Genomic DNA, 13,642 nt, shown 5'->3' with positions numbered 1-13,642 from the left:
CTAGGGTTGTGTCGTGCTAGGCCCCGCCCTGGTGGTGCTGTTCGCCTTGTGCGCCGCGATCTTCGCCGCTGTCGGCATCGTGGTGCGCCAGCGCGCCACCCTCGACGTTCCCCCGGAGCACGGGGTGAGCACCGTCATGGTCGCCACCCTGTTGCGCCGACCGCTGTGGTGGGCGGGCACGGCCGCCGCGGTCGCCGGTTTCGTCTTCCAGGCGCTGGCGCTGGCTCATGGCTCCCTGCTGGTGGTCCAGCCGCTGTTGGTCTCGGCACTGCTGTTCGCGCTGCCGTTGAGCGCCCGCATGGCGCACCGCCGGGTCACCCGCGGTGAATGGCTGTGGGCCATCCTGCTCACCGTCTCGCTGGCGGTGTTCATCTTGCTGGCCCACCCGCGGGCCAACGAGCAGATCGAGTCGGCCCGGCAGATCACCGTCGTCGTGGGGATCAGCTTCGTGCTCGTGATCGGCTGTGTCGTGATCGCGGTGCGCAGGCCGGGCTGGCAACGGGCGGTGCTGCTGGCCGTCGGTGTCGGGGTGCTCTTCGGCATGGTGGCGGTGATGACGAAGGTGCTGACCCACCTGCTCGCCCGCAACACCGTGGCGCAGGTGCTGGCCACCCCGGTGCCCTATGTGTTGGTCGCGCTGGGTGTGGTGGCCACGCTGCTGCAGCAGTCGGCCTTCCATGCCGGCTCGTTGCAGACCTCGGTGCCCACCATGTTGGTGATCGAACCGCTGGCCGCGGTGCTGCTCGGGGCCTTCGTCCTCGGGGAAACGTTGGACGCCAACGGCTGGGAGGCGATCGTGCTGACCCTGGCGGTGGTCGCGATGACGGCGGCCACCATTGCCCTCGGGCGCGACGAGGGGGCGTATGAGGCCCAGTTGGAAGCGCGTAAGGAGCCCGCACGCCGTTAGCCGGCGGTTCAGCCCGCGGTTGCTGTGAAATCGCTGAATGCCTGGGTGGAGGCGGTACGCACCGGTGTTCTTGCTCACAGCACCCTGGTAGCTGCCAGGTTCGGGGCATATCTTTAGTTTTGCTAACGTTGTTTCGGGTACCGGTCACAGTGGCCGGCAGATAGCACCACGAATTTTCCGTATTGATCGCAAGAGTTATCGGGGGTTTCAGATGACCAATGACGCGAGTGTCGAGCGTTTCCAACGCCGCCTCAACCACCTGTACGACACCGACCCGCAGTTCGCGGCGGCCGCCCCGAGCGACGAGGTCATCGCCGCCGTCGACCAGCCGGGGCTGCGCCTGCCCGCCGTCGTCAAGACCGTGCTGCAGGGCTACGGGGACCGCCCCGCCCTCGGGCAACGTGCCGTCGACTTCGTCACCGACCCGGCAACCGGCCGGACGACCGCCGCGCTGCTGCCGCGCTTCGAGACCATCACCCACCGTCAGTTGTGGGACCGGGTCCAGGCCGTCGCCAACGCGTGGCACGACCAACCCGTGCGCAGTGGCGATCGGGTGGCCATCCTCGGCTTCACCAGCGTCGACTACACCACGATCGACACGGCGCTGAGCCAACTCGGCGCCGTCTCGGTACCGCTGCAGACCAGCGCGTCCGTCACCGCGCTGGCGCCCATCGTCGCCGAGACCGAACCGGTCCTGATCGCCAGCAGCATCGACTACCTCGACGATGCCGTCGCACTCGCCGAAGGCGCGTCGGTCGGTCATCTCGTCGTCTTCGACTATCACTCCGAGGTCGACGACCAGCGTGCGGCGGTCGCGGCCGCACAGGCCCGGCTCGGCTCCGGCGTCACCATCGAGTCGTTCGCCGACGTGATCGAGCGTGGAGCCGCACTTCCCGACATCGACGGGGTCGTCGGCCCCGAGGACGACCCGCTGGCCCTGCTCATCTACACCTCCGGCAGCACCGGTGCGCCCAAGGGTGCGATGTACCTGGAGAGCAAGGTCACCAACATCTGGCGCCCGGCCGCCAACGCGCATTGGGACGACAGCCAGGGCAAGGTGCCCTCGATCGTGCTGAGCTTCATGCCGATGAGCCACGTGATGGGCCGCGGCATCCTGTACGGCGCGCTGGCCTCGGGCGGCACCGTGAACTTCGCCGCCAAGGCTGACCTGTCCACCTTCCTGGAGGACCTCGCGCTGACCCGACCGACGCAGCTGAACTTCGTCCCGCGCATCTGGGACATGCTCTTCCAGGAATTCCAGAGCCGCACCGCGCACGGCGCGGACGAGGATGCGGTGCTCGCCGACATGCGGGAGAACCTGCTCGGCGGGCGTTACGTCAGCGCCCTGACCGGGTCCGCGCCCATCTCGCCGGAGCTCAAGGCCTGGGTCGAGCGGCTGCTGGAGCAGCACCTGCTGGAAGGGTACGGCTCCACCGAGGCCGGCTCGGTCTTCGTCGACGGCCGGATCACCCGGCCGCCGGTGCTCGACTACAAGCTGGTCGACGTGCCGGAGCTCGGCTACCGGCTGACCGACGTCCCGCACCCGCGCGGTGAGCTGCTGGTGAAGTCCACCCAGCTGTTCCCCGGCTACTACAAGCGCCCCGAGATCACCGCGCAGATGTTCGACGAGGAGGGCTTCTACCGGACCGGCGATATCGTCGCCGAGCTCGGGCCCGACGAGGTCCGCTACGTCGACCGGCGCAACAACGTGCTCAAGTTGGCGCAGGGCGAGTTCGTCACCGTGTCCAAGTTGGAGGCGGCGTTCACCACCAGTCCCCTGGTGCGCCAGATCTACACCTACGGCAACAGCGCCCGGCCCTACCTGCTGGCCGTCGTGGTGCCCACCGACCCGACGGTGAGTAAGGCCGACATCGCGCAGTCGCTGAAGGACACTGCCCGCGTCGCCGACCTGCAGAGCTACGAGATTCCGCGCGATTTCCTGGTCGAGACAACACCTTTCACGGTGGAGAACGGTCTGCTGACCGGTATCCGCAAGCTGGCCTGGCCCAAGCTCAAGGAACGCTACGGCGCCGAACTCGAAGCGCTGTACGCCGAGCTGGCCGACGGCCAGGCCAACGAATTGCAGTCGTTGCGTCAGCACGGTGCCGATGCGCCGGTGCTGGAGACCGTCAGCCGTGCGGCCGTCGCGCTGTTGGGTGCCGCGACTGCCGATGTGGCGCCGGATGCGCATTTCACCGATCTGGGTGGGGATTCGTTGTCGGCGTTGACGTTCGGGAATCTGCTGCAGGAGATCTTCGGGGTCGAGGTGCCGGTGTCGGTGATCGTGAGCCCCACCTCCGATCTGGCGGCGATCGCGGCGCATATCGAGACGCAGCGTGCCGGCGGTACGGGCCGTCCGACCTTCAGCTCGGTGCACGGCGCGGGGGCCGACGAGGTCCACGCGGCCGACCTGACGTTGGACAAGTTCGTCGACGCCGCGACGTTGGCGGCGGCGCCGTCACTTCCCAAGGCGGGCAGCGAGATCCGCACGGTGTTGCTGACCGGTGCCACCGGTTTCCTGGGCCGGTATCTGGCACTGGAGTGGCTGGAACGGATGGATTTGGTCGACGGGAAACTGATCTGCCTGGTGCGGGCGCGCAGCGACGAGGAGGCCCGGGCCCGGCTGGACAAGACGTTCGACACCGGTGATCCGGAGCTGTTGGCGCACTACCAGAAGCTGGCTGCCGAGCACCTGGAGGTCATCGCCGGTGACAAGGGCGAAGCGAATCTCGGTTTGGAACAGTCGGTTTGGCAGCGGCTGGCCGACACCGTCGACTTCATCGTCGACCCCGCCGCGTTGGTCAATCACGTGCTGCCCTACAGCGAGCTGTTCGGACCCAACGCCCTCGGCACCGCCGAGCTGATCCGCATCGCGTTGACCACCAAGATCAAGCGATTCGCCTACGTGTCCACGATCGGGGTCGGGTGGGGGATCGAGCCGGGCAAATTCGTCGAGGACGCCGATATCCGCACCATCAGTGCCACCCGGGTGGTCGACGACAGCTATGCCAACGGGTACGGCACCAGCAAGTGGGCCGGTGAGGTGCTGCTGCGCGAAGCCCACGACCTGGCCGGGTTGCCGGTCTCGGTGTTCCGCTGCGACATGATCCTGGCCGACACCAGCTATGCCGGCCAGCTCAACCTGCCGGACATGTTCACCCGGATGATGTTCAGCTTGGTGGCCACCGGGGTCGCGCCGAAGTCGTTCAATCAACTTGACGCCCAAGGTAACCCGCAGCGGGCCCACTATGACGGGCTGCCGGTGGAGTTCATCGCCGAGGCCATCTCGACCCTCGGCGCGCACGTCGACCAAGGGTTCGAGACCTACCACGTGATGAACCCGCACGACGACGGTATCGGCATGGACACCTTCGTCGACTGGCTGGTCGAGGCGGGCTACAAGATCGAACGCATCGACGACTATGCCGAGTGGCTGGACCGCTTCGAGACGACGCTGCGCGCCTTGCCGGACAAGCAGCGCCAGGCCTCGCTGTTGCCGCTGCTGCACAACTACCAGCAGCCCGGTGTCCCGGTGAACGGGGCGATGGCGCCGACCGACGTGTTCCGCGCTGCGGTGCAGGAGGCGAAAATCGGTCCGGACAAGGACATCCCGCATGTCAGTGCCGCGGTGATCGTGAAGTACATCACCGATCTGCAACTGCTCGGCCTGCTCTGAGCCGGAAAGCCTGGTCACCGCCCATTGCTGACGGGGGCCAGGCTTTCTCAGCTCATTGACAGCTGGGACGGGAATTCCGCGGTCCGCCCGCTCGTCCTTCTAATAGGGCGCAACGGCGCGCTCACCCCTGATTTGTATTGAAGTACCAGACGTTTTAGAGGTTCTGTGATGCCGAACGATATCCAAGACGAACGGCTCGAACGCCGCATCGCCGACTTGACCGCCAATGATCCCGAATTCGCCGCGGCGCGGCCCGATCCGACGGTGAGCGAGGCCGCCGACGTACCCGGCATGCGGTTACCGCAGATCGTCCAGACCGTGTTGCAGGGCTACGCGCAGCGACCCGCGCTGGGGCAGCGTGCCGTCGAATATGTCACCGATCCCGCGACCGGCCGGACCACTGCCGCGCTACTCCCGCGTTTTGACACCATCACCTACGCCCAGTTGTGGGACCGCGTCCGCGCGGCCGCCGCGGGCCTGCACGCCTCTGGTCTCGCCTCGGGTGACCGGGTCGCCATCCTCGGCTTCACCAGCGCCGACTACACCGTGATCGACACCGCGCTCGGTCAATTGGGTGCGGTATCGGTTCCCTTGCAATCCAGTTCGACGGCGTCGGCACTGGCCCCGATTCTGACCGAGACCGAGCCGCGGATCATCGCCGCGAGCATCGACTATGTCGACGAGGCCGTCGAACTCGCGCGCACCGGGCACGCGCCCGACCGGGTGGTCGTGTTCGACTACCACTCGCAGGTCGACGATCACCGCGAAGCGCTGGCCGCCGCCACCGATGCGCTGCCGGCCGGCGTCACCGTGGAAACCCTGGCCGAGGTACTGGCCCGTGGCGCCGACCTGCCGCAGGCCCCGGCCCTGAGCGTCGACGACCCGAACCCGCTGTCGTTGCTCATCTACACGTCGGGCAGTACCGGCGCCCCGAAGGGTGCGATGTACCTGGAGAGCCAGGTCACCTCGTTCTGGAAGCGTTCCAGCGACTCGTGGTTCGGCCCTAGCGTCGCGTCGATCAACCTCAATTTCATGCCGATGAGCCACGTGATGGGGCGCGGCATCCTGTACCTCACGCTGGCCGCCGGCGGCACCTGCTACTTCGCTGCGCGTGCCGATCTGTCCACGCTGCTCGAAGACTTGGCGCTGTCCCGCCCCACCGAGCTGAACTTCGTGCCCCGCGTCTGGGAGATGCTCTACCAGGAATTCCAGAGCCGTACCGCGCATGGTGCGGACGAGGATGAGGTGCTCGCCGACATGCGGCAGAACCTCCTCGGTGGTCGCTACGTGGACGCGATGACGGGCTCGGCCCCGATCACCGACGCACTGAAGGCCTGGGTGGAACACTTCCTCGGTATCCACCTGCGCGAGGGTTACGGCTCCACCGAGGCCGGCATGGTGTTCTTCGACGGCCGCGTACAGCGCCCGCCGACCATCGACTACAAGCTGGTGGACGTCCCCGAGCTCGGCTATCACCGGACCGACCAGCCATATCCACGCGGCGAACTACTGGTGAAGACCGTCAACCTGTTCCCCGGCTACTACAAGCGCCCGGAAGTCACCGCAGGGGTGTTCGACGAGGACGGGTTCTACCGGACCGGCGATATCGTCGCCGAGCTCGGACCCGACCAGATCCGTTACGTGGACCGCCGTAACAACGTGCTCAAGCTGGCCCAAGGTGAGTTCGTCACGCTGGCCAAGCTGGAAGCCGCGTTCAGCAACAACAGTCCGCTGATCCGGCAGATCTACGTCTACGGCAACAGTGCCCAGCCCTACCTGCTCGCCGTGGTGGTGCCGACCCCCGATGCGCTGTCGGGCTACGCCGACGAGGTTGCCCTCAAGCGTGCGATCGCCGAGTCACTTCAGGATGTGGCCAAGGCCCAGGACCTGCAGAGCTACGAGGTTCCCCGGGACTTCCTCATCGAGACGACACCTTTCACGGTGGAGAACGGTCTGCTGACCGGTATCCGCAAGCTGGCCTGGCCCAAGCTGAAGGCGCACTACGGTCCCGCGCTGGAGGATCTCTACACCGAGCTGGCCGACGGACAAGCCCGCGAACTGCGGGCACTGCGGGCCGAAGGGGCGGACGCGCCGGTCATCGAGACGGTCTCGCGCGCCGCCGCGGCGCTGTTGGGTGCTGCGACTGCCGATGTGGCGCCGGATGCGCATTTCACCGATCTGGGTGGGGATTCGTTGTCGGCGTTGACGTTCGGGAATCTGCTGCAGGAGATCTTCGGGGTCGAGGTGCCGGTGTCGGTGATCGTGAGCCCCACCTCCGACCTGGCGGCGATCGCGGCGCATATCGAGACGCAGCGTGCCGGCGGTACGGGCCGCCCGACCTTCGCCTCGGTGCACGGACGACACGCCGCTGAGGTGTCGGCCAGCGAGCTCGCCCTGGACAAGTTCATCGACGCCGCGACATTGGCGGCGGCGCCGTCACTTCCCAAGGCGGGCAGCGAGATCCGCACGGTGTTGCTGACCGGTGCCACCGGCTTCCTGGGCCGGTATCTGGCCCTGGAGTGGCTGGAACGGATGGATTTGGTCGACGGGAAACTGATCTGCCTGGTGCGGGCGCGCAGCAACGAGGAGGCCCGGGCCCGGCTGGACAAGACCTTCGACAGTGCCGGACCCAACAGCGGCGGCGATCCGAAGTTGTTGGCGCACTACCAGAAACTGGCCACCGACCACCTGGAGGTCATCGCCGGTGACAAGGGCGAGGCCGACCTCGGGCTGGACAAGGCCACCTGGCAGCGTCTGGCCGACACGGTGGACCTGATCGTCGACCCGGCGGCGCTGGTGAATCACGTGCTGCCCTACAGCGAGCTGTTCGGGCCCAACGCCCTCGGCACCGCCGAACTGATTCGCATCGCGCTGACCACCACGATCAAGCCGTTCGCCTATGTGTCCACGATCGGCGTCGGCGACCAGATCGAGCCGGGCAAATTCGTCGAGGACGCCGACGTGCGGGTGATGAGCTCGGTGCGTGCGATCAACGACAACTACGCCAACGGGTACGGCACCAGCAAGTGGGCCGGTGAGGTGCTGCTGCGCGAAGCCCACGACCTGGCCGGGTTGCCGGTCTCGGTGTTCCGCTGCGACATGATCCTGGCCGACACCAGCTATGCCGGCCAGCTCAACCTGCCGGACATGTTCACCCGGATGATGCTGAGCCTCGTCGCGACCGGTATCGCCCCGGAGTCGTTCTACCAGTTGGATTCCGACGGTCAACGGCAACGGGCGCACTATGACGGGCTGCCGGTGGAGTTCATCGCCGAGGCCATCTCGACCCTTGCGGCGCACGTTGCCGAATCAGCGGGGGCGTTCGAGACCTACCACGTGATGAACCCCTACGACGACGGCATCAGCATGGACACCTTCGTCGACTGGCTGATCGACGCGGGCTACAAGATCGAGCGGGTCGGTGAGTACGGTCAGTGGCTGTCGCGGTTCGAGACCGCACTGCGGTCTCTGCCGGACAAGCAGCGCCAGGCGTCGCTGATGCCGCTGCTGCACAATTACCAGCAGCCGGAGACGCCGGTGCGGGGTTCGATCGCACCGACCGACGTGTTCCGCGCTGCGGTGCAGGAGGCGAAAATCGGTCCGGACAAGGACATCCCGCATGTCAGTGCCGCGGTGATCGTCAAGTACATCACCGATCTGCAACTGCTCGGCCTGCTCTAGGCCGCTTGCCGGTCACGCGGTGACCGAAAGTGGGGCGCCCGTTTCGGGTGCCCCACTTTCGTCGGTTCACGCGTGCCAGGACGACCAGTGGCGCACGGTGATCGCCACCACCGGACCGTCGAGCGCGGTCCGCTCGTATTGCCGGTATTTGGCGCGCAACAACGCGTATCCGATCGCCATCTGTTCACCGTGCGGGTGGATCTCGGCGGTTCCGTCGGCGCGGACCCACCACAACTGCGTCCAATCGTCGGTGTAGTGATCGACCAGCAGGCTGACCCTCGGGTTGGCCTCGATATTGGCCAACCGCCGTAACCGCTGTGTCGACTTCCGTTTCGCGTCCACCGCGGTGTACACCGTGTCGCCGCTGACCGCGAACACCACCGGAACCAGATGGGGGACGCCGTCGGCGGCCGTGCCGAGTACGGCCACGGGCGCGGCGGCGAACGACTGCGCCCAGTCCGCGTCGGGCGCGGTCATCGTGCCGTCCTGGGCTGCGGCGCAACGCTGATCGGTGGCCGGGTCACGTTGATCCTGGGTTTGGATGGCGGCTCACTGGGCTGCCGGGGCGCCGGCCAGGACTGCTCGGGCGCCGGCTCCGGCGGGGGAGGCGGTGGTGGCGGCGGGGGCGGCGGCGGAGGGGCCGGCGGCTCGGTCGACAACGGGGTGGTGGTCGGCGTTGCACTCGGCGTGCTGCTGACCTGGTCCACCGGTTCGTCGTCGCTCGAGCCGGAGAAGGCAAGCAGCACCACCGACACCACCAGTGCGACCGCCGCGGCGCCCAGCGCCAACAGGGCCAGGGTTGCCCGCCGCGTGCGGTACCACGGCGGCGGCGGAGGTTTGAACGTCCACGTCCCGGTGTTGAACGCGTCGAACGGGCCGGTCTGCGGTTCCGCTGGTGCGGCCACCGGCTCGTAGAGCCGCGGGTCATCCCACACGCTGGCGTTGTGCCCCGCCCAGCCCGGGTGGCCGGCACCGTCAGCGCCGCCGGGATCGGCCGGATCGGCGGTTCCGTACACCCCCGGATCCGGAGCCTCGCGTTCACCCACCCCCCGATGGTATGTGCCGACCTGCGCAGATGCCGGTTCCGGCCGTGGCGGCACGCCGGATCGCCTGCAGCGGCCACCGTCGTCCGGCATTTCGTGAAGCCCCGTCGCGGACCCGAATGCGCCGGTAGGGTCGGTCTGCGTTCATTGCAGGTTCATCGCCGCAGGCGGATCGCGACACCGGAACGTCACCGGCCGGCCGCTTGCTCAACGGAGGGTTTGCGCATGAAGAAATCTGGGCTGAACACGACGGGTCTGCTGGCGATGGCCGCCGCCGCGCTGCTGGCCGCGGGGTTGGTCACCTCCTGCGCGCCGCCCGAGAAGAAGGACGGGCAGGGCGGCAACGCGGCGAACACTGCGACCTCGGCCGCAGACTTCGGCGGCATGGACGGCCTGATCGCGGCGGCCAAGAAGGAGGGCGAACTCAACGTCATCGCCCTGCCGCCGGACTGGGCCAACTACGGCGCCATCATCGAGGCCTTCACCGCCAAGTACGGCATCAAGGTCAACTCCGCCCAGCCGGGGGCCAGCAGCCAGGAGGAAATCAACGCCGCCCAGCAGCAGAAGGGCCGCAGCACCGCGCCCGATGTGTTCGACCTGGGCCAATCGGTGGCATTGGCCAACACCGGCATGTTCGCGCCGTACAAGGTGGAGCATTTCGCCGAGATATCCGACTCGTTCAAGGACCCGGACGGCCGATGGGTCAACGACTACGGCGGCTACATGTCGATCGGCTACGACTCGGCCAAGGTCGGTGTCATTGCCGGCGTGGACGACCTGATGAAGCCCGAGCTGAAGGGCAAGGTGGCGCTCAACGGCGACCCGACCCAGGCCGGCGCCGCGTTCTCCGGGGTGATGATGGTCGCGGTGGCCCAGGGCGGCTCACCGGACGATATCGCCCCCGGCGTCGAGTTCTTCCGCAAACTCAACCAGGCGGGCAACTTCCTTCCGGTGGATCCGACGCCGGCCACCATCGCCTCCGGCCAGACGCCGGTGGTGATCGACTGGGACTACCTCAATGTCGCGCAGGCCAAGAAGGTGCCCACCTGGAAGGTGGCCATCCCGCACAACGCCGCGGTGGCCGGGTACTACTTCCAGGCCATCAACTCCGAGGCACCGCACCCGGCCGCGGCGCGGCTGTGGCAGGAATTCTTGTACAGCGACCAAGGTCAGAACCTGTACCTGGCCGGCGGTGCCCGGCCGGTGCGGGCCGACTCGATGGTGACCAAGGGCACCATCGACCGAGCGACATATGGCACGCTTCCGCCGGTGGACGGCGCAGCCACCTTCGTCTCCGTTGAGCAGAACAAGAAGGCGACCGACTATCTGAAAGCCAACTGGGCCAAGGCGATCGGTTGACGCCGGTGCGTCGCGTCCGCGAGGTGCTACCCCTGCTGCCATTCCTGGCGGTGGTGACGGTGTTCTTGATCATCCCGACGGTGACCGTGCTGGTGAACGCGTTCGTCGTGGACGGGCGCTTCTCACCGGAGCGGCTCACCGCACTGTTCAGCGAGGCGCCGCTGGCGGCGTTGGGCCGCAGCCTGCTGCTCTCCGGCAGCACCGCACTGATCGGCGCGGTGTTCGGGGCGTTGTTGTGCTGGCTGATCGCCGGTAGTTCGCCGCGTTCCCTGGTGCGCCGGGTGGTGCTGTCGTTGTGCAGTGTGCTGGCCCAGTTCGGTGGTGTCGCACTGGCCTTCGCGTTCCTGGCGACTATCGGACTCAACGGTGTGCTGACGGTGTGGGCGCAGCAGGCCTTCGGCTGGGATCTCGCCGGCTCGGGCTGGCTTTACGGGCTGCCCGGACTGATCCTGGTGTACAGCTACTTCCAGATCCCCCTGATGGTCATCGTCTTCCTCCCTGCGCTGGAAGGACTGCGCGTGCAATGGCGCGAGGCCGCCGTCAGCCTCGGCGCCGGGCCGTGGCGGTACTGGCGTGAGGTGGGCGTCCCGCTGTTGACCCCCGCCTTCCTCGGGTCACTGCTGTTGTTGTTCGCCAACGCTTTTGCCGCGTACGCGACTGCGGCGGCGCTGGTCAGCCAGGGCAGCCCGATCGTGCCGCTGCTCATCCGGGCCGCGTTGACCAGCGAGGTGGTGCTCGGGCAGTCCGGCTTCGCCTATGCGCTGGCGTTGGAGATGATCGTCGTGGTCGCCGTCGTGATGGTGGCCTACAATGCCCTGGTCCGGCGCACGGCACGGTGGCTGACATGACGAAGGCGGTGCGCGGCGGGCTGTGGGTGTTGTTCGGCCTGTTCTTCCTGCTGCCGCTGTATGCGATGGCCGACTTCTCCACCAGAGATCCGCTCGGGGGTGGCCGCACGCTGGCGGCCTGGCACAGCCTGGTCAGTGATGACGAACTGGTCGCGGCGATCGTCACCTCGGTGCTGCTGGCGGTGCTGACGGTCGTGGCGATGCTCGCGGTACTGGTGCCGACGATGATCTGGGTTCGATTGCGCACTCCGTGGGCGCGCCGGCTCATCGAGTTCTTGTGCCTGCTGCCGTTGACCATTCCGGCGCTGGTGATCGTCGTCGGCTTGCGCAACGTGTACCTGTGGGTGACCTATCTGCTCGGGGAATCCGCACTCACCCTCACCTTCGTCTACATCGTGCTGGTGCTGCCGTTCGCCTACCGCGCCATCGACGCGGCGCTCTCGTCGATCGCCCTGACCACCCTGGCAGAGGCGGCGCGTTCACTGGGGGCCGGATGGCTCACCACCATCGCGCGGGTGATCGTGCCGAACATCTGGTCGGGCATCCTGGCGGCGGCGTTCATCTCGATCGCCGTGGTGCTCGGCGAGTACACGGTGGCCTCACTGTCGGGCTTCATGACGTTGCCCGTGCAGATCGTGACGATCGGCAAGGCCGACGGTCCCACCTCGGTGGCCGCCTCGTTGGCCACCCTCATCTTCGGTTTCGTGCTGCTACTGGTGCTTTCATTGGTGACGAGAAGGGGGCGCCGCGGATGACGGCCGGTGTCGCGGTGGAGTTGAAGGACCTGAGCCGGCATTACGGGGCGGTGCGCGCACTCGACGGGCTGACCTTGCGGATGGAGCCCGGTCAGTTGGTCGCGCTCCTCGGCCCGTCGGGCTGCGGTAAGACCACCGCCCTGCGGATCCTGGCCGGGCTTGACGAGGCGAGTGCGGGCAGCGTCTGGGTCGACGGCCGGGATATCAGCCGGGTGCCGGCGAACAAACGCGATATCGGCATGGTGTTCCAGGCGTACAGCCTGTTTCCCCACCTGACGGTGCGTGACAATGTGGCGTTCGGCCTGAAGATGCGCGGAATGGCCAAGCGGGACAGGCAGGCTCGTGCACTGGAGATGCTGGAGCTGGTGGGGTTGGCGGCGCAGTCGGATCGCTATGCCGGTGAGCTTTCCGGTGGCCAGCAGCAGCGCGTTGCCCTGGCCCGTGCCTTGGCCATCCGGCCCAGGGTGCTGCTGCTCGACGAACCGCTCTCGGCCCTGGATGCCAAGGTGCGCACCCAGTTGCGCGATGAGATCCGAAGGGTTCAACAGGAAGTCGGCATCACGACGCTGTTCGTCACCCACGACCAGGAGGAGGCGCTGGCCGTCGCCGATCGGGTCGGCGTGATGAATGCGGGCCGGCTGGAACAGCTGGCAGCCCCGGCTGATTTGTACACGGCGCCGGCCACGCCCTTCGTGGCCGAGTTCGTCGGGCTGAGCAACCGTGTTCCGGCCGAGGTTATCGACGGCCGGGTGCTGTTGTGGGGCATGGCTGTTCCGGCGCTGCCCGGATCGGTGACCGGTGCGGGCACGGCGCTGGTTCGGCCGGAAGCCGTGCGGCTTGTTGCTGTGCCGGCGGGGGAAACCGATACCGCCGGGGTAGGGACGGTGCAGTCAGTGTCGTTCCTCGGGGCGGTGTCCCGGGTCAGGGTGGCTCTGGCAGGACCTGAGTCCAGCGGGAGCGAGCGCGACACGGTGCTGGCCCAGGTCGGCGGTGGTGCGTCGTTCGCCGTGGGGCAGCGGGTCCGGATCAGCGTCGAATCCGACGGTGTGCTGGTGGTCTAATCCCCGCCGGTGATCTCGGCGATGGCCTCGTTGAGCCGATCCTGGTCGGCGGCAATGGAATCACTGGCCACCTCGGTGGCGTTGTGCAGCGCCTCGTTGAGCCGGTGGGACACCGTGTCAGAACCCAGCCGCAGCACACCGTCGGAGAGGTAGACATCGACCAGATGGTGATGGCCGTTGAGGGTCACCTCGACGGTCTCGGATTCGTCTGCCGCCGTGAACGATTCACCGGCCATCTTCTGCAGCTGGCTGTCCATCAGGTCCTGCAGGCGGCTGGCCTGGCGCAGCACGGCGGCCACCTGAGGATGCATG

Annotated in this window: 10 protein-coding genes; 7 read left to right on the top strand and 3 right to left on the bottom strand. The window is 67.4% G+C overall.

Features of this window, described 5'->3' with window-relative positions:
• Positions 1-13 precede the first annotated feature (13 nt).
• The 3 genes from SBI67_RS13250 to car (SBI67_RS13240) all read left to right on the top strand — a co-directional run bounded on the left by SBI67_RS13250 (position 14) and on the right by car (SBI67_RS13240) (position 8,264).
• Positions 14-907, top strand: a complete 894-nt coding sequence (locus SBI67_RS13250) for a DMT family transporter (RefSeq protein WP_318980988.1) — start codon at positions 14-16, stop codon at positions 905-907.
• 211 nt (positions 908-1,118) lie between these two features.
• On the top strand, positions 1,119-4,583 hold the full coding sequence (gene car / locus SBI67_RS13245) for a carboxylic acid reductase (RefSeq protein WP_318980987.1): 3,465 nt from the start codon (positions 1,119-1,121) through the stop codon (positions 4,581-4,583).
• A gap of 168 nt (positions 4,584-4,751) precedes the next feature.
• Positions 4,752-8,264 carry a carboxylic acid reductase gene (car, locus tag SBI67_RS13240; protein ID WP_318980986.1) on the top strand — a complete coding sequence of 1,171 codons (3,513 nt, stop codon included), beginning with the start codon at positions 4,752-4,754 and terminating at the stop codon, positions 8,262-8,264.
• 66 nt (positions 8,265-8,330) lie between these two features.
• On the opposite strand, the gene SBI67_RS13235 is transcribed toward car (SBI67_RS13240), so the two are convergent.
• Together SBI67_RS13235 and SBI67_RS13230 are read right to left on the bottom strand one after the other, a co-directional pair.
• On the bottom strand, positions 8,331-8,741 hold the full coding sequence (locus SBI67_RS13235; protein WP_318980985.1) for a TIGR03668 family PPOX class F420-dependent oxidoreductase: 411 nt from the start codon (positions 8,739-8,741) through the stop codon (positions 8,331-8,333).
• Complete coding sequence (locus SBI67_RS13230; RefSeq protein WP_318980984.1) at positions 8,738-9,310, bottom strand: hypothetical protein; 573 nt, start codon at positions 9,308-9,310, stop codon at positions 8,738-8,740. Before SBI67_RS13230 ends, SBI67_RS13235 begins: the two co-directional genes overlap by 4 nt.
• A 222-nt stretch (positions 9,311-9,532) precedes the next feature.
• Here SBI67_RS13230 and SBI67_RS13225 point away from each other — a divergent pair, with 222 nt between their 5' ends.
• The 4 genes from SBI67_RS13225 to SBI67_RS13210 are packed head-to-tail and all read left to right on the top strand — an operon-like array spanning position 9,533 to position 13,330.
• Positions 9,533-10,666, top strand: coding sequence for an ABC transporter substrate-binding protein (locus SBI67_RS13225; RefSeq protein WP_318980983.1), 1,134 nt, complete (start codon positions 9,533-9,535; stop codon positions 10,664-10,666).
• Complete coding sequence (locus SBI67_RS13220; RefSeq protein WP_413232464.1) at positions 10,663-11,514, top strand: ABC transporter permease; 852 nt, start codon at positions 10,663-10,665, stop codon at positions 11,512-11,514. Before SBI67_RS13225 ends, SBI67_RS13220 begins: the two co-directional genes overlap by 4 nt.
• On the top strand, positions 11,511-12,269 hold the full coding sequence (locus SBI67_RS13215) for an ABC transporter permease (RefSeq protein WP_318980982.1): 759 nt from the start codon (positions 11,511-11,513) through the stop codon (positions 12,267-12,269). The genes SBI67_RS13220 and SBI67_RS13215 overlap by 4 nt, the downstream gene beginning before the upstream one ends.
• Positions 12,266-13,330, top strand: a complete 1,065-nt coding sequence (locus SBI67_RS13210; RefSeq protein ID WP_318980981.1) for an ABC transporter ATP-binding protein — start codon at positions 12,266-12,268, stop codon at positions 13,328-13,330. Before SBI67_RS13215 ends, SBI67_RS13210 begins: the two co-directional genes overlap by 4 nt.
• Here SBI67_RS13210 and SBI67_RS13205 read toward each other — a convergent pair.
• Positions 13,327-13,641: a YbaB/EbfC family nucleoid-associated protein gene (locus tag SBI67_RS13205; protein ID WP_266047572.1), complete on the bottom strand. Its 315-nt coding sequence runs from the start codon at positions 13,639-13,641 to the stop codon at positions 13,327-13,329. The two genes, SBI67_RS13210 and SBI67_RS13205, sit on opposite strands and share 4 nt — an antisense overlap.
• Position 13,642 lies beyond the last annotated feature (1 nt).

The sequence above is a fragment of the Mycolicibacterium chengduense genome, assembly GCF_033741155.1.
Lineage (GTDB): Bacteria > Actinomycetota > Actinomycetes > Mycobacteriales > Mycobacteriaceae > Mycobacterium.
This window is presented reverse-complemented; position numbering and strand designations above follow the sequence as displayed.

Excerpts from the sequence above, each read along its gene's own strand:
- car (WP_318980987.1), top strand. The coding sequence starts at position 1,119 with ATGACCAATGACGCGAGTGTCGAGCGTTTCCAACGCCGCCTCAACCAC.
- car (WP_318980986.1), top strand. The coding sequence starts at position 4,752 with ATGCCGAACGATATCCAAGACGAACGGCTCGAACGCCGCATCGCCGAC.
- SBI67_RS13235 (WP_318980985.1), bottom strand. The coding sequence starts at position 8,741 with ATGACCGCGCCCGACGCGGACTGGGCGCAGTCGTTCGCCGCCGCGCCC.
- SBI67_RS13225 (WP_318980983.1), top strand. The coding sequence starts at position 9,533 with ATGAAGAAATCTGGGCTGAACACGACGGGTCTGCTGGCGATGGCCGCC.
- SBI67_RS13215 (WP_318980982.1), top strand. The coding sequence starts at position 11,511 with ATGACGAAGGCGGTGCGCGGCGGGCTGTGGGTGTTGTTCGGCCTGTTC.
- SBI67_RS13210 (WP_318980981.1), top strand. The coding sequence starts at position 12,266 with ATGACGGCCGGTGTCGCGGTGGAGTTGAAGGACCTGAGCCGGCATTAC.
- SBI67_RS13205 (WP_266047572.1), bottom strand. The coding sequence starts at position 13,641 with ATGCATCCTCAGGTGGCCGCCGTGCTGCGCCAGGCCAGCCGCCTGCAG.